Here is a 21,660-nt window from a genome sequence, read left to right as displayed (position 1 = left end):
GCCGCTGGATTGGCGGACCCCACAGGGAGGCTAGGATCAAGCAATGGTCCTGGCCTCCCTTCTTTTTGCCTTCCTCGCCGGCGCGCTGCACGTCTTCATCTTCACCATGGAGTCGCTGACCTGGACACGTCCTGCCACCTGGAAGCGCTTCGGCCTGGCCTCCCAGTCCGATGCCGAGACCACCAGGCCCATGGCCTACAACCAGGGCTTCTACAACCTGTTCCTGGCCATCGGGGCATTCATCGGCATAGGACTCGTGGCGCTTGGCGGCCCGGGATCGGCGCAGGACGTGGCAGGGTGGACGCTCATCTTCAGCTGCTGCGGCTCCATGCTGCTGGCGGCCGCCGTCCTGGCCTTGACCGGGCGAAAGTACCTCCGCGCCGCCCTGACGCAGGGCACCACACCGTTGGTCGCCGTCGTGCTGGGACTCCTGGCAACGCTGCAGTAAGGATCCACAACCGGCTTAAGTCCTTAAATCCGCGCGGCCGCCGGGGGCACAATGGTGGCATGGGCAGCGTCAAGTCCTTATAGGCCCCCATGGGAAGCGCCGGGACGCGGGGGACAGTAACCGGAACGGACACGGCAGACCGTGATCCGGCCATCGACCTTGTCCGCCTGGTCTGCCTGGTCCTGGTGGTGGTGGGGCACTCCATGATGGTCAGCCCGGTCCTGCATCCTGATGGGACCGTGACCACCGAGAACACCCTGGCCGAGCAGGACTGGTTCGAGCCCGTCATCTGGATCTTCATGGTGATGCCCCTGTTCTTCGTCACCGGCGGCATCACGGGCCTGCAATCCTGGCGCCGGCTCAAGGCAGGCGGCGGGACGGCGGCCCAGTTCATCCGTGCGCGCCTCCTGCGGCTGCTCCGCCCGGCCACGGCGCTGCTGGCAACCATGGTGGCGGGCCTGTCCGCGGCAGCCGCGCTGGGCGTGGACCGGCAGGTGGTCCAACTCGTGGCCACCGGGGCGGGCATGCCGTTGTGGTTCCTGGCAGCCTACCTCGCGGCGCAGTTGAACATTCCAGTCCTGGCGGCGCTCCACCACCGCGCGCCCTGGCTGACCCTTGCGCTGCTGGCCGGCCTGGTGGTTGCCGTGGACTGCTTCAGGGGGGCGTTGCCGGACCTTGCCAATGTCAACCTGGTGTTCGTGTGGTGCGCCGTACAGCAGCTGGGTTTCCTGGCCGCCGATGGCTACCTGGCACCGCTCTCCCGCTCCGGACTTGTGGGCGTCGCGGTGGCGGCACATCTGCTGCTGGGACTGGTGACGGGGCTGGGCCTGTACCGCGGCAACATGCTGGTCAACCTCAACCCGCCCAACCTGACCCTGGTGATCCTGGGCGTTTCCCAGCTGGCGGTGATGGAACTGGCGCGGCCCGTCCTGGCACCCCTCGCCGGGATCCGCTGGATCGCCCGGCTCCTGCAGCTGGCGGGTGCCAGGTCGCTGACGGTCTACCTGTGGCACCTGCCCCTGTTGGGCGCCATGTCCGGGTTGCTGCTCCTGACGCCGGTCCCCAAACCGTCGTCCGGTACCGCTGGATGGTGGTGGTCGCGCCCGCTGGTGGTCCTTGCGCTGGTCCTCCTGCTCCTGCCGGCGACCGCAGCCTTTGGCCGCCTGGAGGAACGGACGACGGCGCCCCAGGCCTTCCGCTGCAGGCCCGCCGCCGCCGGGGCCGCCGTCGTGGTGGTCTTTATTCCCGTGGCGGACGCCGCCCTCAACGGCCTCTCACTGGGCCTGCTGGCAGCGGGTACCGTGTGTTTCGCCGTGGCGATCCTCCTGCTGGGCGGTTTGCCGCTGCGGCGGCGGAGAGCCGTCCCCGGGGGCCGGAAGCGGGGTCCGGGGAAGAGGGGCCCACGGGGCATTGCCAGCGGCGTGAAGTAGTGCCAGTGTCGAACCATGACCGAGAACACCGCGTCCACGGAGGACACCTTCACCGCCAATGTCTCGCTGCAGCGCAACGACGCCGAGCACCGGTATGAGCTTCTGGTGGATGGAAGGCTGGCTGTCAAGGCCTTCTTCCGCGACCTTCCCGGGCACATCGACTTCACCCACACCGAGACCGGCGAGGAGTTTGAAGGCCAGGGCCTTGGCAAGGTCCTGGCGCATTTTGCCCTGGACGACGTGGTAGCCACTGGAAAGCGCATCATTCCGCACTGCCCGTTCATCTCCAGCTACCTCCGCAAGCACGAAGGCTACGGCCAATTCGTCGACTGGCCGGAGCGCTGAGCGGAACTAGCTGGCCAGGGCCTGGTCGGTGACGGGCATGGCGGCGCCGGGATCGTCGATGGTGAAGCCGCAGGCGCACCGGTAGGTGACTACGCTCTCCGGGACGGACCCGGGCCGCAGGGCAACGATGGAGTTCCCGTCGACGTAAACGGGCTCCCGGACCGGCATCTCCGCATGGTCTACGCGCTGCATCGGCATGCGGCAGTGCATGCGGGAATTCAGGGTCATGAGCAGCCCAGCGTCCACGGGTACGGTGGTGGCCAAGAGCTGCCCAGCTGCCTCGCTGCGTTCCCCAAACGCCGTCAGCTGGTTTTCCGGTGCGGTGGTCATTATGTTCTTCCTTGGGCTTCTTTCACGGAACCGCCGGCGTTGGCAGCCCCGCCGCGAACTGCTTGCGGAGGTTCATCTACGCCATAAGCAAAGCATGCTTACTAAATAATGCACAAGTCAGGGCCGCCCATACAGTGGTTGTCCATCCCGTGGTTAGGCTTGCAGCATGACGCCTACCACCTCCCGAACCACAGCACTCGTCACCGGGGCCAGCGCCGGGCTCGGCCACGAATTCGCCAGGCAGCTTGCCGCCCAGGGGCATGACCTGGTCCTGGTGGCGCGCAACGCGTCCCGGCTGGCGGAAACAGCAGAGGACCTCCGTCGCCGGTACGGAATCACGGCTGAGGTGCTTCCCGCAGACCTGACGGACGATGACGACGTTGCCGCCGTCGTCGAACGCCTGGAAGACACCAGCCGCCCGGTGGGAATCCTGGTGAACAACGCAGGGATCGGCCTGCTGCACAACTTCGAGGACAACCACGCGGCAGAGGAGAAGAAGCACCTGAAGCTGCACACGGAAACGGCCATGGTGCTGACACATGCGGCGCTCAAAGGCATGCTGGAGCGCGGGCAGGGCAGGATCATCAACGTGGCCAGCGTGGCGGCGTTCCTGCCGCGCGGCACGTATTCGGCGGCCAAGGCCTGGCTGGTGAGCTTCAGCCGGTGGGCCAACCTGGCTTACCGCAGCCGGGGCATCAAGGTCACGGCGGTCTGCCCCGGCTTCACCCACACCGAGTTCCACGACCGGATGGGGATGGACAAGTCCGTGGCCCCGTCCTGGACGTGGCTGCGGGCGGATCGGGTGGTCCGTGAAGGGCTGGCGGATAACGAGCGCGGCAAGGCCCTGTCCATCCCGTCCAAGCGCTACAAGGTGGTGGCAGCGGTGGCCAAGGTTGCTCCGGCGCGGCTAATGGCGGGGCCGGCGCGGAAACCGAAGTAGCGCCGGGAACGCGGCAGGCGTGCGGGCGCCGGGGCGGCGGACAGCCACCACCAGGATCCCCAGCAGTGCGCCCACCAGCGTTTCCACCGCACGCTCAAGGATCAGGACCTGCGGTTCGGCAGGGAAGGCCAGCTGGGTCATCAGCAGAATGACCGGCGTGAACCAGACCATCGCCAAGCCATAGTGCCGGGTCATGAACAGCTCGGTGGCGAACTGGAAGAGGATGACCAGCAGGGCCAGCACCGTGGCGTGGTGCACCGGCTCCTCAAAGGCGGGGTAGAGCGCAGCGAGCGCCCAGGGGCCCGGAAGAATGACGACGGCGGTAACCGCCAGGCCAAGGAACGTCCCCACGATGCGGTGGACACCGCGCCGGACGCTGCTGGGCAGGTCTGCGCCGGCGAGCGGTACGGCGGCTGCGGCCATGGCCCAGTGCGGGTGGCCGCTGCCGCTGATGACCCCCACGGTCCCGGCAGCACCGACGGCCAGGACGTACCTGGCAGCGTGGACGGCCAGTTCGCGCCGTCCCGCCCACGAGCGGGCCGGCACGCTCCTGGTGGCGCCGGGTTTCCAGGCCCTCCGGCGCATCCAGCCGCTGAAGCCGATCAGTATGGAGAAGAGCGCGGACCCGCCCGCGATGAGTATGGCGGCGTACCAGGGGACTGTGGTGGGAACGGAGGCGCAGGCACCCAGGGCAAGGATGCCGAAGAAGGGCCCGTTCGGTTTCAGGTGTACCCGGTCCGAGTACACCGAGCCCACTCCAGCCAGCGTGGCTTCCACCGCCACCAGCCACCAAGAGTGGATGTGGTTGATGGACAGCGTTACCCCCACGGCTACCCCGGTGAGCAGCACCAGGGCGGCCTGGCCCTGATGCCGGAGCCGCAGCTGGTGGGGTTCTGACCGGCCGTACATGCCGGTCAATGCGCCGAACACGGCGTAGATCATGAGGTCGGTCCGGCCCGCGGCCAGCAGGAGCAGCGACGGGACCGCCACGCTGAGGGCCACGCGCAGGGCGGCAAGATGGTCGTTGTTGGCAGGTTCAAGCCGGTGCAGCGCGCGGACCTGTTCCATGACGCGCTTCATTTTCCCGACCTGTCCTGTTGTCCTGCAGCTGCCCGGGGGCCTTTGGGAACGTATCACCGGCACCGGCCGGAGTCATATTGCCGGCAGTCACACTTGGACATCCGGCAGGAACGCCAAGGCCCGTCCGGCGTGCTTCCCCCAAGGAAACACGCGGGACGGGCCTGTGAGCGTGGGCTACAAGAGTGCCCGGGCGGCCGGCGGGATTATGCTCCCGCCGGAACCTTCCGGCCAGCCTGGGCGTCGATGCCGTCCTGGGTTTCAAACGGCAGTTCGTCCAGGTCGATCAGCGGGTTCTCATCCTGGGTGGCCACCAGTTCCTTCGCCTCCTCCTGGGTGTCCACGCTGGGCATGGAGCCCGGCAGGGGACGGTTGGCGGATTCCTTCAGGAAGTAGATGGCGATGGCGCCCACCAGGGAGGTTGCCATGAGGTAGTAGGCAGGCATCATGTCGTTGCCCGTGGCGCTGATCAGGGCTGCCACGATGAACGGCGTGGTCCCGCCGAAGATGGCCACGGCGAAGTTGTAGGCAATGCCCATGGCTCCGTAGCGGCTGGACGTGGGGAACTGTGCCGGCAGGGCCGAGGCCAGGTTGGCCACGTAGAAGGTCACCGGGAAGGCAATCAGCGAAAGCCCTGCAAGGGTGGACCAGATCTGCCCAATGCCGATCAGCATGAATGCCGGAACAGCCAGGACGATGGTGCTCACGGCGCCGATCCATAGCACCGGGCGGCGGCCGATCCGGTCGGACAGCTTGCCGGTCAGCGGGATGCACAGGCTCATGACCACCAGCACCGGAATGGTGAGCAGCGTGCCGTGGACTTCGTCGTAGCCCTTGGACTCCGTCAGGTAGGTGGGCATGTAGGAGGTGAGGGCGTAACCGGCGGTGTTGGCAGCGGCCACCACCACCATGGCAACGATGATGGGGCGCCAGTAGGCCTTGACGATGCCCACAGGTCCCTTGGCCGTCGCGGTGTCTCCGGCGGATGCATTCTTGGCGTTTTCTTCCTGGGCATCAAGGGTTGCCTGGAACTGCGGCGATTCCTCGATCTTGCTCCGGAAATAGACGGCGATCAGGCCCAGCGGACCTGCCACCAGGAACGGGATGCGCCATCCCCAGTCCTCCATGGTGTCCTGGCCAAGCGTGAGCTGCAGGACGGAAACCAGGGCGGCGCCAATGGCGAAGCCGAGGTAGCTGCCCAGGTCCAGGAAGCTGGCGAAGAAGCCGCGGCGCTTGTCGGCCGCGTATTCGCTCACGAACGTGGTGGCGCCGGCATACTCGCCGCCGGTGGAAAAGCCCTGGACGACCTTAAGGAGCACCAGCAGCGCGGCGGCCCACAGCCCGATCTGTGCGTACCCGGGCAGGAGGCCGACGGCGAAGGTGCTTGCCGCCATGATCATCAGCGTGGTGGCCAGGATCTTTTGGCGGCCCACCTTGTCGCCCAGCCAGCCGAAGATGACGCCGCCCAGGGGGCGGGCGATGAAGGTGGCGGCGAAGGTTCCCAGCAGGAACAGCGTCTGGGTGGTGGGGTCGGACTCGGGAAGGAATACCGGCCCCATGGTGGTGATGAGGTAGCCGAAGACGCCTACGTCGTACCATTCCATGGTGTTGCCAACAATGGTTCCGCCGAGTGCCTTTTTGAGCATGGGCTGGTCCACCACGTTGACATCTGATTCCTTGAGCCGGCGGCGCGGCAGCAGCCTGGGCTTCTTGGCAGCCACGGGGGCTGCCGGGTCTGTTCCGCTGGCGTTCCTGGCGCCTGCTGGAGAGTCGGTCCTGCTTCGGTCTGTGGGCATTTGGGCAACTCCTATGGAGGTCATTTGCTTGCGACTTGTAGCTGCCCCGCTCTGGGCAGGCCTTCAATTTTACGGGATTTCTGTAGCGCGCCGGCAGTTCAATGGCGTAGAGTGCGCCCTTTTGGGCCACTCCAGGGGTGGATTCCGCAATTTTTTGTGCCGCGTTTTCCCGCGCCATTACTGGGAAGCACGCTGATCAACGGCGGTGTTACCAAAAATTTTCCGTCCGGAACCGTTTCAGGTCCCATTTTTGGGTAATGGCGGCCGCGAAAGTGACCGGGGCCACGGCCTTTGGAGGGGGTTCACAGGACCCCGTGGCATGCCTATGGTAGAGCGATGAACACACCTCTTTCCGGGTAACAGTCCGCGCGCGCCCGGACGCTTTTCGTTGGCGTTTCGTTTCAAGGAAGAACGAAGGAAAGAAGGGAAGAACCACAATGGGTGAACAGTCCAACCAGTTCCATATCAACCCCGAGGTGGCGGACCACCTTGCGGCGGCCATGGATGCGCCGGTGGCCCCGGGCCCCGCGGTCATGGGCACCGGCCCGATGGAGCAGCAAAGTGGATGGCCGGACGGCTACGGGAAGCGCCGGCATCCCAAGGACCGGGCTGCCGGCCATGGCCGGATGGGACATGAGGCGGCCGTGACCGCCGTCCACCGCACCGGCCGGCCGCAGATGCCGCACTCCTCGTAACCGGCACCTAAAGTAACCGGCACCTAAAACCGCCGTTGACCCGCAAATTACCTGGCGCCCCCGAAATCTGGCGGGCGCCAGGTAATTTGCGCGTCGTGGGGTGGTTGGCGCGTCGAAAACCCGGGTCAGGCTTCCCGAACCACTTCGGCCGGGTCCTTGTCCACGCGCCAGCCGCGCCACCGGGGATGCCGCAGCCTGCCCGGCCCGGTCCATTCGCCGTAGGTCACCTCGCCCACGAGTTCCGGCGAGACCCAGTGGGCGTCGGCGGCGTCGGGGCGGGGGACGTCATGGAACGGCGACGTCTTCCGGCCAAGCCGCTCCACCGTCTGCCGCAGTTCCGTGAGTTCGCGCATGCTGAAACCGCTGCCCACCCTGCCGACGTATTGCAGCTTGTCGCCGTCGGGAATTCCCACCAGCAGCGACCCCACCGTGTCCTGGCGTCCGCCCTTTCCAGGCCGCCAGCCGCCCACCACCACTTCCTGGGTCTGTTCTGTCTTGAGCTTGATCCACGTCCGGGTCCGCTGGCCGCTCACGTAGCGGCTGTCCGTCCGCTTGGCCATGATTCCTTCCAGCCCAAGCTCCTGCGCGCTTTCCATGAGGAGGTCCACAGGTTCGTCCAGCACCATGGAGAGTTCCACGGGGCAGTCGGACGGGCGGAAGAATTCCTCCAGCCGGCGCCGCCGGGTGCTGAGCGGCTTGCGCCGGAGGTCTTCTCCGTTGTCGAAGAGCAGGTCGAACAGCATCAGCTGGACCGGGATGGTGGTGCGGGCTTTGGCGACGTCGGCGGCCCGGGTCAGCTTCATCCGTCCCTGCAGCAGGCCGAAGTCGGGTTTCCCGCCGGGCCCGACGGCGATGATCTCACCGTCCGCCACGAAAGGGTGCTCCGGCCAGCAGGCCCGGTCCGTGAACTCGGGATAGGTGCGGCTGACGTCGTTGCCGTTGCGGGAGAAGATCCGGACCCTCTCACGGTCTGCCACCAGGATGGCCCGGACGCCGTCCCATTTGAGCTCGTACTGCCATGCGCTGCCCTGCAGGTCACTGGTGTTCCCGGAGGTGGCCATCATGGGCTGGTATTCCAGTGGGTCTGCGGGAGCGCCGTTGGCGAGGTCCGCAGTTTCAGCAGGCGCGGCGGCCGGTGCAGGGTCCACTGCGCCTGCTTCCTGCGACGGCTCCGTCGCTGCCGGGGCCGCGTGCCGCCGTCGTCCGCCTTGATGCTCCTGGTCCATCAGGTGGACCAGCCATTGGCTTTCGGCGTCCTTGCCCTGTCCGCGGCCCGTATGGATAAGCGCGATCTTCCTGGTCCCGCCAAGGCCGCCGCCCTCCGACCCGGTCAGGGTGACGATGACTTCCTTTCCGTTGATCCACTTGTGCAGTTCGTACGTGCCGGTGTCCCAGATGGTCATGACGCCCGCCCCGTACTGTCCCTTGGGGATTGTGCCGTGGAAGGTGAGGTAGTCCATGGGATGGTCCTCGGTCTGGACCGCCAGGTTGTTCTTGGCCCCGGACTCCGGAATGCCCTTGGGCAGGGCCCACGACACCAGGACACCCTCGTGTTCCAGCCGGAGGTCGTAGTGCAGCCGGCTGGCGTGGTGCTCCTGGATCACAAAGCTGTTGCCACCGGCCGGGATGCCCGCGAAGGGCTCGGGCGTTGCCTTGGGATCGCGCATGGAACGGTACCTGCCCAGGCGGGGATCGCCGTCGTGGGATGCCTCCCCCTGGCCGGGGCCGCCGTCGGGAGTGCCGTCAGCGCCTTCCGCAGCGCCGGCTGCGGCACGGGCCCCGGCATTGACGACGGCGGCGAAAGGGTCCTTGCCGTCGCGCACCCGGCGCAGGACCTCCTGGTAGTCCAGGTGCTTGAGCCCTTGGGATTCGATTTCCCGCCAGGTCCGTGGTGCGGCCACCAGGGGCGTGGGCCGGCCCCGCAGTGAGTAGGGGACCACGGTGGTCTTCGCGGCGTTGTTCTGGCTCCAGTCCACCAGTACCTTTCCCGCACGGAGCGACTTCTTCATGTCGCTGACGGCGAGGTCCGGGTGGTCCGCTTCAAGGGCCCGGGCCAGTTCCCGGGCGAAAGCGGAGATCTGCTCAGAGGTCTGCGTCCCGTCCAGCGCCGCGTAGAGGTGGATGCCCTTGCTGCCGCTGGTGACCGGCACCGGGTCCAGGCCCACATCCTGCAGGATGGACCGCGCCAGGAGGGCCACCTCGCGGCATTCGGGCAGCCCGGCCCCTTCGCCCGGGTCCAGGTCGAGCACCAGCCGGTCCGGGTTGAGTTGGTTGCCATGCGAATCCACCCGCCACTGCGGTACGTGGATTTCGATCGAGTTGATCTGGCCGAACCAGGTCAGGGTGGCGGCGTCGTTGACCAACGGGTAGTAGATGGTCCGGTCCTTGTGGGTGATCGCCGCCCGTGGCAGCCAGCCCGGCGCTGAATCCTCCAGGTCCTTCTGGAAAAACACCTCACCCGGCTTGTCCGCGGTGCCCACGCCGTTGACCCACCGCTTGCGCGTGGCGAGACGGTTGGCCGCCGCCGGGATCAGGACGTGGGCCACCGCGGCGTAGTAGGCCAGCACGTCCGCCTTGGTGGTGCCGGTCTCCGGATAGATGATTTTGTCCAGGTTGGTCAGCGTCAGTTCGCGCCCCGCTACCCGGACACGTTCCCTACTCCCGGCCACGGGGCTTCACCTCCGGCCCGCTCTGATGTTGACTGTATGAATGAGAGCCATCTGGAAAGGTGCCATCGCGTTCGGGCTGGTCAACGTGCCCGTCAAGGTCTACAGCGCCACTGAGGATCATGACATCAGTCTGCACCAGGTTCACAATGCCGACGGCGGCAGGATCCGTTACCAGCGCCGGTGCGAAGTGTGCGGCGAGGTCGTGGACTACTCGGACATCGAGAAGGCGTTCGAGGAGGACGGCCGCACGGTGGTCCTGTCCAAGGATGAACTCAAGTCCATTCCCGCGGAGAACAGCCACGAGATCGAGGTGGTGCAGTTCGTCCCGTCTGAGCAGCTCGAACCCATGATGTTCGAGAAGAGCTATTACCTGGAGCCGGACTCCAAGTCGCCCAAGGCCTACGTGCTGCTCCGCCGGGCCCTGGAGGACACGGACCGGGTGGCCATCGTCCAGTTCGCGCTGCGGGAGAAAACCCGGCTGGGGGCCCTGCGGATCAAGGACGACGTGCTGGTGCTGCAGTCCCTTCTCTGGCCCGACGAGGTACGGGAGGCGAACTTTCCCGCCCTGGACGCCGACATCAGGATCTCCGCCCAGGAACGGGACATGTCCGCGGCGCTGGTGGAGTCCATGGCTGCCGATTTCGACCCCACGTCCTTCACCGACGAGTACCAGGTGCAGCTCCGCCAGCTCATCGAGGCCAAGCTCGAACAGGGTGAATCGCTGGACACGGAGGAGACCTTCGGCGTCGAAGCCGGTGAGGGCGGCAAGGGCGAGGTCATCGACCTGATGGAGGCCCTCAAGCGGAGCCTGGACAGGAAGCGTGGCGGCGGCGAGGCCGCTGCCACGGGGACTTCCGACGACGAAGCAGATACCGGGGAGGAGGAGGCCGAGCCCGCCAAACCGGCGCGGAAAGCGTCCGCGAAGTCCCCGGCTCCGAAAACCGCTGCCGCCAAGTCGAGCGCAGCCAAATCGACGGCTTCCAAGTCAACGGCGGCCAAATCGGGTGCAGCCAAATCAACAGCGTCCAAATCAACGGCGTCTAAATCAGCGGCCAAGTCCACGGACACCAAGTCCACTGGAACCAAGACCGCAGAAAAGCCTGCGGCCAAGGCCACCAGGGCGCGCAAGCCTGCCTGACCCGGGCGCCCAGCCGCAATCCTGCCTTTACAGCGGCCTGTATCGCGTCCACAATGAGTCGCATCGCAGCATCCGCTGTGCCAACAGTGTGCTGTCGCCCATTTTGAACGGACACGTAGAGGGGCACGGACATGGACAACCAGACCGACGTGATGGACGCTGACCGGGAGCTGAAGAAGAAGCACCGGGCCATGTGGGCGTCAGGTGACTACCCGGCCCTCGCCGATGAGATGCTCCTGGAACTGGGCGCCGTCCTCGTCGAAGCCTCCGGTATCAGGCCGCGCCAGCGGGTCCTCGACGTGGCGGCAGGAACCGGCAATGCAGCCATTCCCGCAGCCATGATGGGTGCCAAAGTGGTGGCCAGCGACCTCACCCCCGAGCTTTTCGAGGCGGGGCGCCGGGAAGCCGCGAACCGCGGCGTCAGCCTGGAGTGGCAGGAAGGGGACGCCGAAGCCCTGCCCTTCGGCGATGCAGAGTTCGACGCTGTGATGTCCTGCATCGGCGTCATGTTCGCGCCGCACCACCAGGCGGCGGCCGACGAGTTGCTCCGGGTGTGCAAGCCGGGAGGGTCCATAGGGCTGCTGTGCTGGACGCCGGAAGGGTTCATCGGGCAGATGTTTACCGCGATGAAGCCGTTCGCTCCACCGCCCCCGCCGGGTGCGCAGCCGGCGCCGCTGTGGGGGAGCGAGGAGCATGTCCGCGAACTGTTGGGCGACAGGGTTACCGAAATCCATACCCGCAAGCAGAACCTGGCGGTCAAGAGCTTCCACCAGCCCGCGGACTTCGTCAGGTACTTCAAGTCCCATTACGGCCCCATGATCTCCGTGTACAAATCACTGGGCGAGGACCAGGACAAGGTCAAGGCACTGGACCAGGCCCTCACGGAACTGGCGGACTCGTTCGGCGACGCCCACGGCGACGTGCCTTTCCAGATGGAATGGGAGTACCTGCTCTTCACGGCCAGGAAAGCCTGAGCCATGGCGGAGAACCATGTGGCAACGTCCGCCACCACCATCAACGCAAGTCCTGGGCGGGTGTGGGAGGTGATCACGGACCCGGCTGCCGTAAAGGAGTTCATGTTCGGGACCACGCTGGAGACCGACTGGAACGTTGGAAGCCCCATCACCTGGCAGGGCGAGTGGGAAGGAAAGGCGTACCAGGACAAAGGCGAAATCCTGGCGGTTGAACCGGGACGGAAACTGGTCCACACCCATTTCAGCCCGTTGTCCGGCCAGGAGGACGAGCCGGACAACTACCACACACTCGAATGGACGCTCGAGGACCAGGGCGGCGCCACCCGGCTGACACTGGCCCAGGACAGGAACCCCACCGAGGAAGCCGCCGCGCACTCGAAAGCCATGTGGGACAAGCTCCTGGCCGACGTCAAGGCGCTCGCTGAACGCCGCTGACCCGCCCTCCCTTGGAACCAACGCTTAACCGGGGTGCCCAACGCTTAAAAGCCAAGCGGCCGCCGTCGGATGTTCTTCCAAGGGGGAACATCCGACGGCGGCCGCCGGCTTGTGTGCTGCCCTCAGGCAGCGTGGCTGCTGCTAGGCGTCGTGGTCCGTTTCCAGGATCTGCACCAGGTGGTCCAGCGCATCGTCCGCACCGGCACCTTCGGCGCGGAGCACCACCACGTCGCCGTGCGACGCGCCCAGGCTCATAAGGGACAGGATGCTGGCGGCGTCCATCGCCTCGTCGACCGGCTCGCCTTCACGGGCGATGGTGATGTCCAGGTCGTACTCGCCGGCTGCCTCTGCAAAGATGGCGGCGGGGCGGGCGTGCAGGCCCACGCGGCTGGCGACGGTTGCGGTGCGTTCTGGCATTGTTGCTCCTTAGTCTTTCGGCGTGCTGAGGGTTCAGCGGCCGGTGGGGTATGCGGCTAAGCCGGTTCAGACGGTTACGGGAACCGGTTCAACCGTATCAACGGTCTTCTTGACTGCCCAGCGCTTCAGGGCGATGACCGACAGCGCGGTGATTACCGTACCGACGGCGATTGAGACGACGAACATCAGGAAGTTGTCGATGGCGAAGAACACGAAGAGTCCGCCGTGGGGCGCCTTGGACCCGACGCCCGCCGCCATCGAGATGGCTCCGGTCACGGCCCCGCCCAGCATGCTGGCGGGGATGACGCGCAGCGGGTCGGCTGCGGCGAAGGGGATTGCACCTTCGGAGATGAAGGAGGCCCCCAGCAGCCAGGCGGCCTTGCCGTTTTCCTGCTCAGCCAGGCTGAAGAGCTTCTTGTTCAGGACGGTGGAGGCCAGTGCCATGGCCAGCGGGGGAACCATGCCGGACGCCATGACGGCTGCCATGATCTGCCACGGTGCCTGGTTGTCCATGGTTGCTGCACCCAGGCCGGCGACGGCGAAGGAGTAGGCAACCTTGTTGACCGGTCCGCCGAGGTCGAAGCACATCATCAGGCCCAGGATTACGCCCAGGGCGATGGCGCCGGCGCCGGTCAGGCCCGACAGCCACGCGTTCAGGCCCTTGGTGATGGCCACGATCGGTCCGCCAAGGATGACGAACATCAGGCCGGAAGCCACCAGGGATGCCAGCAGCGGGATGATGACCACCGGCATCAGGCCGCGCAGCCACCGGGCCACCTGCAGGCGGCCCACCACGTGGGCGATGTAACCGGCGAGCAGGCCGCCGACGATACCGCCGAGGAAGCCGGCTCCCATGAATCCGGCCACTGCACCGGCAACGAAGCCGGGGGCGATACCCGGACGGTCAGCGATCGCGTAGGCGATGTAGCCGGCCAGCGCCGGGACCAGGAAGCCCAGTGAAAGCGCACCGATCTTGAACAGCACCGCGCCCAGGTAGGCGCCCAGCGGGCCCCAGGCGTTGTCAGGGAACTCGGTGGGCAGGTTGAAGAGGCTGTTCTGGACCACGATGTTGTCTGCGTACTTGGTGATCAGGTAGCCGCCCATGAGGAAGCCGAGGGCGATGAGGAGGCCACCACCTGCCACGAACGGAATCATGTAGCTGACACCGGTGAGCAGGGCCTTCTTGAGCTTCTGCCCGATGTGCTCGCCCTTTTCCTCAGCCTCGTGCTCGGCCTGCTCCTCAGCACCGAAGTGCGGGACGCGCCGGGCATTGGGGTTGTCGGCTGCGGCGAGCGCTTCCTGGACCATCTTGTCCGGCTCGTCGATGCCGCGCTTCACGGGGGCGTTGATGACGGGCTTGCCGGCGAAGCGCTCCTTGCCGCGCACGTCAACGTCCACGGCGAAGATCACGGCGTCCGCCGCGGCGATGACGGCGGGGTCCAGCGCCTTGGCGCCGGAGGAACCCTGGGTTTCCACCTGCAGGTCCACGCCTGCTTCCCTGGCGGCTGCCACGAGGGAATCGGCCGCCATGTAGGTGTGTGCGATGCCGGTGGGGCATGCGGTGACGGCGACGAGGCGCTTGGGGCCCTTGCCGGCGGAACCAGCCGATGCCCCTGCGGGCGCACCGGCAGCAGCCGGGGAACCGGTTGAACCGACGCCGGCGCCAACCGGGACTGCGTCAGCGGGGGCGGGTGCGGCGTGTGCGGCCGGCTTGTCAGCCAGTGCGCCTTCGACCAGTTCCACAATCTCCGTTTCCGATGAAGCGTTGCGGAGGGCTGCGGTGAAGTCCTTCTTGATCAGGGACCGTGCCAGCTTGGACAGCAGCTTCAGGTGCTCCTGGTCCGCGCCGTCCGGAGCGGCAATGAAGAACACCAGGTCTGCCGGTCCGTCCTTGGCGCCGAAGTCCACCTTCGGGTTGAGCCGGGCCATGGCCAGGGTGGGCACGGTGACCGCTGCAGAGCGGCAGTGCGGGATGGCGATGCCGCCGGGGATTCCGGTGGCCGTCTTCTGCTCGCGGGCGAAGGCGTCTGCGAACAGGCCTTCGACTTCTGAGGCGCGTCCGGCGGCAGCTACCTTGCTTGCCAGATGCCGGATCACCGTTTCGGGGGCATTGCCCAGGTTCTGGTCGAGCTCGACCAGTTCCGTGGTGATGAGCTGGGTCACTGTCAATCCTTTCGAAGGGCCGTGATGGTTACGGCATCCGGGGTGGTTTGGTTTACTGCCGGAACAGTGGAACCCGGCAGGGAGGCAGCGGCGGCACCATGGGCCACCGCCTGGCGAAGGCAGTCGGCAGGGGCGGCGCCCCGGCCGTGGGCAAGCAGGTAGCCGGCAAGAGCGGAATCGCCCGCGCCAACCGTGCTGACCGCGGCGACCGGCGGGTGCGTGGCCAGCCACGCGCCGTCGGCCGTAACAAGGACAGCTCCCTTGGAACCGAGAGTTGCCAGCACAGCACCCACACCGGAACGTACGACGGCGGCTGCGGCGGCCGCGGCAGCAGCCGGGTCCGCTTCCAGTTCGTCACCGGAGGCCGGGGCGAAGCCGGCGGCTGCGGCCAGCTCCGCCAGTTCCTCGGCATTGGGCTTGAGGAGGTCCGGTTTCCCGGAACCTGTGGTTGTTCCGCCGCCGGTGCCTGGTCCGCCGCTGGTTCCGGCGTCAGAGGCGCCGTTGCCAGTCAACGCGGCGGCCAGGGGCGCCCCGGAGGAGTCGACGGCGATCAGCGGCGCAGTGCCGTTGCCCGCCTCCCGGATCCGCCGGGCCACCATGGCGTAGAAGTTGTCCGGGAATCCAGGCGGCAGCGAGCCGGCCAGGACCACCCAGCTGGCACCGCGGGAGCTTTCCAGCAGCAGCTTGACGAGGGCCTCCTGCTGGTCGGCGGCCAGGACGGGGCCGGGTTCGTTGATCTTGGTGGTCACGCCGCCTGGCTCGGTGAGCGCCACGTTGGTGCGCAGCGGCTCATCGATGGGGAGCGAGACGAAGGGAACTGCGCTTTCACGCAGGCCGGCGAGGACGGGATCGCTGTCCGCCCCGGGGAGGACGGCAAGCGACTCCAGGCCGGAAGCCACCAGTGCACGGGAGACGTTGACGCCCTTGCCGCCGGACTCCTGGCGGACGGAGACGGCGCGCTGCACTTCACCCCTTTCCAGCGGGCCCGGGAGGGCGACGGTCCGGTCAAGGCTGGGGTTGGCCGTGAAGGTGATGATCATGCGACCACCACGTCTACGCCGGCATCTTCCAGGGCGGCTGCGAGCTCAGGTCCGGGTTCACTGTCTGTGATCAAGGTGTCCAGATCTTTCAGGGAGGCGAACTGGACCAGGGTTTCCGTGTCCAGCTTGGAGGAGTCGGCCAGCACCACAATGCGGCGTGCCGACTGGACGAAGGCTGCCTTGACGGCTGCTTCTTCAGGATCGGGAGTGCTGACGCCAAAAGTGGCGTGGATGCCATTGGTGCCGATGAACGCTATGTCGGGGCGGATGCGGGCGGCGGCGTTCACGGTTGCCTGCCCCACGGCCACCTGGGTGATTCCGCGGACCCGGCCGCCCAGGATCTGCAGGGCAACGCCGGGAACGTTGGAGAGCTTGCTGGCGATGGGGACGGCGTGGGTGATGACCACCAGTTCGTGGTGGGGTCCGTTCCCGTCGGAAGGTTCGACGGCGGTGCGCCGCGCAAGCATGTCTGCCAGCACCTCGGTGGTGGTGCCGCCGTCCATGAGGACGCTGGCGGACGAGTTCCGGGGGATCAGGGCCAGGGCGGCTTCGGCAATCCGGATTTTTTGGTCCGGCCGCTGGATGGCCCGGTCAGTAACGCTTTCCTCGGTGGTGCTGAAGCGGTCTGCCGCTACCGCGCCGCCGTGGACACGGCGGACAGTGCCGGCATTTTCCAGGGCTGCAAGGTCCCGGCGGACTGTTTCGGTGGTGATACTGAAGCGCTCAGCCAGCAGGGTCACACTGACCCGGCCACTGCCGGCGACAAGCTCGGCAATCTTTTGCTGGCGCTCCTCGGCGAACACGTACCCTCCGTTGCGTAGGTCCTGCTGTTTCTGTTGCCTTGCGGGTTCCCGACATCGACGTGACTGGCATCACATCGATGTTGAGTTACTTGACTTTATCTTTGCTTCTGTTGGTTTGTCAATGGAAACCAACATGAAACAATATTTGCGTTTCTTGGGGGACGTTGCCGGGAATGGCGAAAGCCGGGCTGGACAGGTTCTGTCCAGCCCGGCTTTCCGGGTTTTCATCGACGCCTCTCCGGGCACCTGCCCCGAATTGCGCCTTGCTTAGACGCCGCCGTCGCGGCTTTCGTGCCGCGTGATGCGCTCGCCGGTATTGGGGTCAATGACGGAGCGGGACTCGCTCACGCGGCGGCTGCGGCCGGGGGAAGCGAGGATGAGCGAAGCGATCAGTCCGATCACGCCCACGGCCATCAGGATGTAGCCCACCAGCTGCTGGTCCACGAATGGAATCAGTCCTGGAGCAACGGCCCAGGCAAGGATGGCGCCGAGGGCGATGAGGAAGATTGACGAGCCGATTCTCATGACTTGCTCCTTAGGGCCGCGTCCTGCGCGGCGCTGGTAGGGCCTGACGGAAAGGTGGTGCGTACACTTCGAAAGCTAAGCCTGCTGTCTGTCAAGCGTCACGCTACCTCCCTGTGATTCCGGATTCAACGACCCGCCCGGGACGGCGCGGTTCCATGGCTAGGCTTGTCCGGTGGAAACAGTTGTGTGGTCCAGGCCGGAAGGGCAACGCGCCGGCACTCCCTTACTGGTGATGATGCATGGATACGGGACGGACGAGTCGCGGATGGTGCGCCTGTTCGAGTACCTGCCGCAGGAGTTCACCTTCGCGGCGCTGCGGGCCCCCATGCCCATCGGCGACCACTGGGGCTGGTTCCTGCTCGACTACTTCCTGGCCAACGACTTTGCGGACGTCATCTCGGCCGCCAACGCGGTGCACGCCTGGATCAGTTCCGTCAAGGACCGGCACAGCAGCGTCAGCCTCATGGGGTACTCCCAGGGCATGGCCATGGCCAGCACCCTCCTGCGGCTGCATCCCGAAGACTATAAGGCCGTCGTGGGGCTGTCCGGCTTCGTACTCAACAACGAGCTCCTCTCCGTGATGGATTCGTTCGAGGCCAAGCCGCCGTTCTTCTGGGGCCGGGACAAGGCGGACCTGGTGATTAACGAAGACGCCGTTGCCTACACCGCCGAATGGCTCGAAAAGAACACGCTGTTGACTGCCCGCACCTACCCGGGGATGGGGCACGCCATGTCCAAGGCGGAAATGGTGGACGTCAGCGCCTTCCTGCGCCATTACGTGCTGCGCTGACCCCTATGCTGCTGCATGGCCGTGGGCAGTTGTGTGAACGGCTAAAAAAACATTTGCAAGTCAAATTTGCAAGCGCTTACACTCGTCTACGGCCATGATCGGTCCTGCAGTGGGCGGGCAAGGAAGCGATGCTGTGCGCAAATGCGCCGGCAGCACCTTCCTTCAGGCTGTCCCGGCAGGGCCGGTAGTCCGCAACCCGAGAGGACACCGCACTGCTGATGACACAACAAACTGCAGCTGATACCGCCGCCTGGACCGGCGCGGCAGCAATCCTGTTTGACCTGGACGGGGTGCTGACGCCCACGGCCACTGTGCATGAGCGTGCCTGGCAGGAACTGTTCGACGGATACCTGGCCTCGCAGCCGGGGGTCTCCGGTTACAGCGAAAGCGACTACTTCGACCACATCGACGGCAAGCCCCGCTTTGACGGAGTGCGCGACTTCCTGGCCTCCCGGGGACTCACGCTGCCGGAAGGCCCGCTGGATGACGACCCTTCCAACGACACGGTCCAGGGCCTGGGCAACCGGAAGAACGCCATCTTCAACGACATCGTGAGCGCCGGCGTCGAACCGTTCGAAGGCTCGGTGCGCTTCCTCCAGGCTGCGCTTGAGCGCGGACTCAAGGTCGCCGTCGTCTCCTCCTCCCGCAATGCCCCCGCCGTCCTGAAGGCCGCCGGACTCAGCCACCATTTCGCCGTCGTAGTGGACGGGGTGGTGGCCGCAGAGCGTGGCCTCCCCGGAAAGCCAAGCCCGGCCACCTACGAATACGCAGCCAAGCTGCTGGACCTGTCCAGCTCCGGGTGCGTGGTGGTGGAAGACGCCGTGTCCGGCGTGCAGGCCGGACACGCGGGATCGTTCCACTCGGTCATTGGCGTGGACCGGGGCGCAGGGCGGCAGACGCTGCTCGATGCCGGAGCCACCCTGGTGGTCAACGACCTCCAGGAACTTCTTTCCTAAACCCGCCGCCAGAAACCCCGTTGCCTTCCCCCGGGCAACCCCTGCTGCTTCCCCGGCAGCACCAATTCGAATACCGCATTCCCCCGAATACTCCGTGCCGGCCCGCCCGCCCGCACGGCATCGCCAAAAGGACCCCGACCATGGCACTGATCACCGCGGACCGCGAACGGTTCCCCGACACCCCCTGGCAGCTCGTTGAAACGCGCCATGAATCCGAAAACGCGGGAACGCTTGAGACCCTGTTTGCCCTGGGCAACGGGCACCTGGGCATCCGGGGTGCCCATTGGGCTGCGGCCGACGCCGAACTCCCGGGCAGCTTCATCAACGGGCTGCACGAAATCTGGGACATCAAGCACGCCGAGAATGCGTTTGGGTTCGCCCGGACGGGGCAGCGCATCCTCTACATCCCGGACGCCAACAACTTCACGGTGGTGGTGGACGGGGAAAGCCTGAGCCTGGCCGAATCCGAGGTCGTCGACTATCGGCGCACCATCGACTTCTGCACCGGCATCTACGAATGCCGCATCACCTGGCAATGCCGGTCCGGCGCCGTGGTGACCACCACGGAACGGCGGGCCGTTGGCTTCGCCTCCCGCGGCAGCCTTGGTATTTCGCTTGACGTTGCCACGGACCGCCAGGTCTCCCTGGACGTCACCTCCTCCGTCATCAACCGGCAGGACCAGCCGGTGGAAGACCACTCCGTGCATGATCCGCGCCGCGCGGGCCGCCACGCCGGGCGCGTGCTTTTGCCCGTGCGGCTCGACGGCGGCGATGGCTCCCTGCGCCTGTCCTGGGAGGCCTCCGAATCAAAGCAGCGCGTGGGGATCGCGGTTGACCACTGGACGTCCCCCGGGCACCAGCCGTTCGAGACTCTGGTGGACCAGGACGACAGCAGCGTCCGGTACGTCCTGGCAGTGGATGCCGCCGAGCCGTTCCGGCTGGAAAAGAGCGTCAGCTACGCCGCCGGCCGCACGGTGCAGGACCCTGACGTCGACGCAGCTGCAGTGGCCGAAGAGGCGCTGCGCCCGGTGAATGACATCTCTGCCGAGAGCGAAGCCCATTTCCGCGGCTACTGGGCCACATCGGACATTGTGGTTGAGGGCGGCGGGCCCGGCCTGCAGCAGGCTATCCGGTGGAACCTGTTCCAGCTGGCGCAGGCCACCGCGCGCGCCGATGTTGCCGGCATCCCTGCCAAGGGCGTGACGGGCTCGGGTTACGAGGGGCACTACTTCTGGGACCAGGAAGTGTACCTGTTGCCGTACCTCACCTACACCAATCCCGACGGCGCCCGGCAGGTTTTGGAGTTCCGCCACGGCATGCTGCCCGAAGCCAAGATCCGCGCCAAGGAGCTGAGCGTTGACGGCGCCCTCTTCCCGTGGCGCACTATCAACGGGCTCGAGGCCAGCGCCTATTACGCCGCCGGCACTGCGCAGTTCCACATCGCGGCCGCCATCGCCTTTGCCACCAACAGGTACCTCTGGGCCACCGGCGACGCCGCCTTCCGGGAAGGAATGGGTGCCGAGCTGCTGATCGAGACCGCCCGGATGTGGATCTCCCTGGGCTTCTTCGGCAAGGACGGCCTCTTCCATATCCACGGCGTCACCGGCCCTGATGAATACACGGCCGTGGTGAACGACAACCTGTACACAAACGTGATGGCCCGCTTCAACCTGCGTGCCGCCGCCGCGCTTGAGCATGCCGAAATCACCAACGAAGAGCGCCAGATGTGGGAAGCCGCGGCCAGCCGGATGCAGCTTCCGTTCGACGAGCGGATGCAGGTGCACTCCCAGGACAATGACTTCATGACCCTGGAGGCCTGGGACTGGACCACGCCGCGGTCCAAGTATCCGCTGCTCCTGCACTTCCACCCGCTGGTGATTTACCGCCACCAGGTCCTCAAGCAGGCCGACACGGTGCTTGCCATGTTCCTGCAGTGGCAGGATTTCACGGCGGAGGAAAAGCAGCGCGCCTTCGACTTCTACGATCCCATCACTACGGGCGACTCCACCCTGTCCGCCTGCGTCCAGGGCATCATGGCCGCCGAGGTGGGCTACTTCAAGGAGGCCCTGGACCACTTCACCAACGCCGTGTTCATCGACCTCGACGACACCCACGGCAACACCATCGACGGCGTGCATATCGCGTCCACAGGCGGCGTATGGAGTTCCCTGGTGTGCGGTTTCGCCGGACTGCGCGACCAGGGCCCGGTCCCGTTTTTCGATCCGCGCCTGCCCGGACAGTGGGAAGGGCTTGCCTTCCACCTGAAGATCCGCGGCCGCCTGCTGCTGGTCCGGCTTTCTGCCGACGCCATTACGCTCACGGTCCAGGAGGGCGAACCCCTGGAGGTGGACGTCCGCGGCCAGCGGTTGATGGTCACGGGCCAGCCCGTGCAGGTGCACCTGGAGCGCATCCCGGAGCCGGAGCCCACAGTCTTCCCGAGCGGACCACCGACGGCGAGCATTCCCGTGGTGCGCGGCAGAAGCTAGGTTCACGGGTGCGTGCAGGGGCTCCTTAGCCTGCCAGGAGGGTGGCGGCTTCCTGGCGGGTGGTGCCGGAGTCCTGGATGCCGTCGGCGATGTGGGCGAGTTCGGCGGGGATGTCGCGGCCTTTTTTGCGCATGGCGGTGGCCCAGAGCCGGCCGGCGCGGTAGGAGGAGCGGACCAGGGGGCCGGACATGACGCCGAGGAAG

Annotated in this window: 20 protein-coding genes and 1 pseudogene; 11 read left to right on the top strand and 10 right to left on the bottom strand. The window is 66.4% G+C overall.

The features are described from left to right. The first annotated feature begins 43 nt into the window (after window positions 1–43). The 3 genes from ASG79_RS11345 to ASG79_RS11335 all read left to right on the top strand — a co-directional run bounded on the left by ASG79_RS11345 (window position 44) and on the right by ASG79_RS11335 (window position 2,223). On the top strand, window positions 44–448 hold the full coding sequence (locus ASG79_RS11345; protein WP_056391056.1) for a DUF1304 domain-containing protein: 405 nt from the start codon (window positions 44–46) through the stop codon (window positions 446–448). 89 nt (window positions 449–537) lie between these two features. Then, window positions 538–1,878: an acyltransferase family protein gene (locus ASG79_RS11340; RefSeq protein WP_056391053.1), complete on the top strand. Its 1,341-nt coding sequence runs from the start codon at window positions 538–540 to the stop codon at window positions 1,876–1,878. A 15-nt stretch (window positions 1,879–1,893) separates the two neighbouring features. Further along, window positions 1,894–2,223 (top strand): GNAT family N-acetyltransferase, encoded by a 330-nt coding sequence (locus ASG79_RS11335; RefSeq protein WP_018769646.1) that lies wholly within the window; start codon window positions 1,894–1,896, stop codon window positions 2,221–2,223. Window positions 2,224–2,229: 6 nt separating this feature from the next. On the opposite strand, the gene ASG79_RS11330 is transcribed toward ASG79_RS11335, so the two are convergent. Next, window positions 2,230–2,553 (bottom strand): hypothetical protein, encoded by a 324-nt coding sequence (locus ASG79_RS11330; RefSeq protein WP_018769647.1) that lies wholly within the window; start codon window positions 2,551–2,553, stop codon window positions 2,230–2,232. A gap of 166 nt (window positions 2,554–2,719) precedes the next feature. On the opposite strand from ASG79_RS11330, the gene ASG79_RS11325 reads away from it, so the two are divergent. Beyond that, window positions 2,720–3,493: an SDR family NAD(P)-dependent oxidoreductase gene (locus ASG79_RS11325; protein WP_056391050.1), complete on the top strand. Its 774-nt coding sequence runs from the start codon at window positions 2,720–2,722 to the stop codon at window positions 3,491–3,493. Here ASG79_RS11325 and ASG79_RS11320 read toward each other — a convergent pair. Both ASG79_RS11320 and ASG79_RS11315 read right to left on the bottom strand, forming a co-directional pair. Next, complete coding sequence (locus tag ASG79_RS11320; protein ID WP_056391047.1) at window positions 3,461–4,573, bottom strand: FUSC family protein; 1,113 nt, start codon at window positions 4,571–4,573, stop codon at window positions 3,461–3,463. The genes ASG79_RS11325 and ASG79_RS11320 overlap by 33 nt on opposite strands. A gap of 203 nt (window positions 4,574–4,776) precedes the next feature. Continuing rightward, entirely contained in the window at window positions 4,777–6,366 is a 1,590-nt protein-coding gene (locus tag ASG79_RS11315; RefSeq protein ID WP_056391046.1) for an MFS transporter, read from the bottom strand. Window positions 6,367–6,803: 437 nt separating this feature from the next. Here ASG79_RS11315 and ASG79_RS11310 point away from each other — a divergent pair, with 437 nt between their 5' ends. After that, window positions 6,804–7,061: a hypothetical protein gene (locus ASG79_RS11310; protein WP_018769651.1), complete on the top strand. Its 258-nt coding sequence runs from the start codon at window positions 6,804–6,806 to the stop codon at window positions 7,059–7,061. 125 nt (window positions 7,062–7,186) lie between these two features. Here ASG79_RS11310 and ASG79_RS11305 read toward each other — a convergent pair whose 3' ends face one another. After that, window positions 7,187–9,730 (bottom strand): ATP-dependent DNA ligase, encoded by a 2,544-nt coding sequence (locus ASG79_RS11305; protein WP_056391043.1) that lies wholly within the window; start codon window positions 9,728–9,730, stop codon window positions 7,187–7,189. 40 nt (window positions 9,731–9,770) lie between these two features. On the opposite strand from ASG79_RS11305, the gene ASG79_RS11300 reads away from it, so the two are divergent. The 3 genes from ASG79_RS11300 to ASG79_RS11290 all read left to right on the top strand — a co-directional run bounded on the left by ASG79_RS11300 (window position 9,771) and on the right by ASG79_RS11290 (window position 12,277). Beyond that, window positions 9,771–10,868 carry a Ku protein gene (locus tag ASG79_RS11300; protein ID WP_056391040.1) on the top strand — a complete coding sequence of 366 codons (1,098 nt, stop codon included), beginning with the start codon at window positions 9,771–9,773 and terminating at the stop codon, window positions 10,866–10,868. Window positions 10,869–10,999: 131 nt separating this feature from the next. Next, a complete protein-coding gene (locus ASG79_RS11295) occupies window positions 11,000–11,842 on the top strand; it encodes a class I SAM-dependent methyltransferase (protein ID WP_018769654.1) in 843 nt (280 codons plus the stop codon). A gap of 3 nt (window positions 11,843–11,845) precedes the next feature. Then, window positions 11,846–12,277 (top strand): SRPBCC domain-containing protein, encoded by a 432-nt coding sequence (locus ASG79_RS11290; RefSeq protein WP_056391037.1) that lies wholly within the window; start codon window positions 11,846–11,848, stop codon window positions 12,275–12,277. Between the two features lie 141 nt (window positions 12,278–12,418). Here ASG79_RS11290 and ASG79_RS11285 read toward each other — a convergent pair whose 3' ends face one another. The 5 genes from ASG79_RS11285 to ASG79_RS11265 form a co-directional block, all read right to left on the bottom strand. Next, window positions 12,419–12,694: an HPr family phosphocarrier protein gene (locus ASG79_RS11285; RefSeq protein WP_018769656.1), complete on the bottom strand. Its 276-nt coding sequence runs from the start codon at window positions 12,692–12,694 to the stop codon at window positions 12,419–12,421. A 66-nt stretch (window positions 12,695–12,760) separates the two neighbouring features. Next, window positions 12,761–14,857: a fructose-specific PTS transporter subunit EIIC gene (locus ASG79_RS11280; RefSeq protein ID WP_056391033.1), complete on the bottom strand. Its 2,097-nt coding sequence runs from the start codon at window positions 14,855–14,857 to the stop codon at window positions 12,761–12,763. 2 nt (window positions 14,858–14,859) lie between these two features. After that, window positions 14,860–15,897 carry a 1-phosphofructokinase family hexose kinase gene (locus tag ASG79_RS11275; RefSeq protein ID WP_056391032.1) on the bottom strand — a complete coding sequence of 346 codons (1,038 nt, stop codon included), beginning with the start codon at window positions 15,895–15,897 and terminating at the stop codon, window positions 14,860–14,862. Beyond that, the gene (locus tag ASG79_RS11270) at window positions 15,894–16,700 is read right to left on the bottom strand and encodes a DeoR/GlpR family DNA-binding transcription regulator (protein WP_056391029.1); all 807 of its coding nucleotides are present in this window, start codon (window positions 16,698–16,700) and stop codon (window positions 15,894–15,896) included. Before ASG79_RS11270 ends, ASG79_RS11275 begins: the two co-directional genes overlap by 4 nt. A 267-nt stretch (window positions 16,701–16,967) precedes the next feature. Continuing rightward, window positions 16,968–17,225 (bottom strand): DUF6458 family protein, encoded by a 258-nt coding sequence (locus tag ASG79_RS11265; protein ID WP_018769660.1) that lies wholly within the window; start codon window positions 17,223–17,225, stop codon window positions 16,968–16,970. A 172-nt stretch (window positions 17,226–17,397) separates the two neighbouring features. Here ASG79_RS11265 and ASG79_RS11260 point away from each other — a divergent pair, with 172 nt between their 5' ends. From ASG79_RS11260 to ASG79_RS11250, 3 genes are all read left to right on the top strand, one after another. Next, window positions 17,398–18,015 carry an alpha/beta hydrolase gene (locus ASG79_RS11260; protein WP_056391027.1) on the top strand — a complete coding sequence of 206 codons (618 nt, stop codon included), beginning with the start codon at window positions 17,398–17,400 and terminating at the stop codon, window positions 18,013–18,015. A 218-nt stretch (window positions 18,016–18,233) separates the two neighbouring features. Continuing rightward, entirely contained in the window at window positions 18,234–18,971 is a 738-nt protein-coding gene (locus tag ASG79_RS11255; RefSeq protein WP_056391024.1) for an HAD family hydrolase, read from the top strand. A gap of 140 nt (window positions 18,972–19,111) precedes the next feature. Further along, window positions 19,112–21,457 (top strand): glycoside hydrolase family 65 protein, encoded by a 2,346-nt coding sequence (locus tag ASG79_RS11250; RefSeq protein WP_056391021.1) that lies wholly within the window; start codon window positions 19,112–19,114, stop codon window positions 21,455–21,457. Window positions 21,458–21,482: 25 nt separating this feature from the next. Here the strand turns inward: ASG79_RS11250 and ASG79_RS23735 are convergent. Then, window positions 21,483–21,660, bottom strand: a pseudogene (locus tag ASG79_RS23735) (lipoyl synthase); the annotation flags it as partial.

The organism is Arthrobacter sp. Soil761 (assembly GCF_001428325.1).
Lineage (GTDB): Bacteria > Actinomycetota > Actinomycetes > Actinomycetales > Micrococcaceae > Arthrobacter.
This window is presented reverse-complemented; position numbering and strand designations above follow the sequence as displayed.

Excerpts from the sequence above, each read along its gene's own strand:
- ASG79_RS11345 (WP_056391056.1), top strand. The coding sequence starts at position 44 with ATGGTCCTGGCCTCCCTTCTTTTTGCCTTCCTCGCCGGCGCGCTGCAC.
- ASG79_RS11340 (WP_056391053.1), top strand. The coding sequence starts at position 538 with ATGGGAAGCGCCGGGACGCGGGGGACAGTAACCGGAACGGACACGGCA.
- ASG79_RS11335 (WP_018769646.1), top strand. The coding sequence starts at position 1,894 with ATGACCGAGAACACCGCGTCCACGGAGGACACCTTCACCGCCAATGTC.
- ASG79_RS11330 (WP_018769647.1), bottom strand. The coding sequence starts at position 2,553 with ATGACCACCGCACCGGAAAACCAGCTGACGGCGTTTGGGGAACGCAGC.
- ASG79_RS11325 (WP_056391050.1), top strand. The coding sequence starts at position 2,720 with ATGACGCCTACCACCTCCCGAACCACAGCACTCGTCACCGGGGCCAGC.
- ASG79_RS11320 (WP_056391047.1), bottom strand. The coding sequence starts at position 4,573 with ATGAAGCGCGTCATGGAACAGGTCCGCGCGCTGCACCGGCTTGAACCT.
- ASG79_RS11315 (WP_056391046.1), bottom strand. The coding sequence starts at position 6,366 with ATGCCCACAGACCGAAGCAGGACCGACTCTCCAGCAGGCGCCAGGAAC.
- ASG79_RS11310 (WP_018769651.1), top strand. The coding sequence starts at position 6,804 with ATGGGTGAACAGTCCAACCAGTTCCATATCAACCCCGAGGTGGCGGAC.
- ASG79_RS11300 (WP_056391040.1), top strand. The coding sequence starts at position 9,771 with ATGAGAGCCATCTGGAAAGGTGCCATCGCGTTCGGGCTGGTCAACGTG.
- ASG79_RS11295 (WP_018769654.1), top strand. The coding sequence starts at position 11,000 with ATGGACAACCAGACCGACGTGATGGACGCTGACCGGGAGCTGAAGAAG.
- ASG79_RS11290 (WP_056391037.1), top strand. The coding sequence starts at position 11,846 with ATGGCGGAGAACCATGTGGCAACGTCCGCCACCACCATCAACGCAAGT.
- ASG79_RS11285 (WP_018769656.1), bottom strand. The coding sequence starts at position 12,694 with ATGCCAGAACGCACCGCAACCGTCGCCAGCCGCGTGGGCCTGCACGCC.
- ASG79_RS11275 (WP_056391032.1), bottom strand. The coding sequence starts at position 15,897 with ATGATCATCACCTTCACGGCCAACCCCAGCCTTGACCGGACCGTCGCC.
- ASG79_RS11265 (WP_018769660.1), bottom strand. The coding sequence starts at position 17,225 with ATGAGAATCGGCTCGTCAATCTTCCTCATCGCCCTCGGCGCCATCCTT.
- ASG79_RS11255 (WP_056391024.1), top strand. The coding sequence starts at position 18,234 with ATGACACAACAAACTGCAGCTGATACCGCCGCCTGGACCGGCGCGGCA.
- ASG79_RS11250 (WP_056391021.1), top strand. The coding sequence starts at position 19,112 with ATGGCACTGATCACCGCGGACCGCGAACGGTTCCCCGACACCCCCTGG.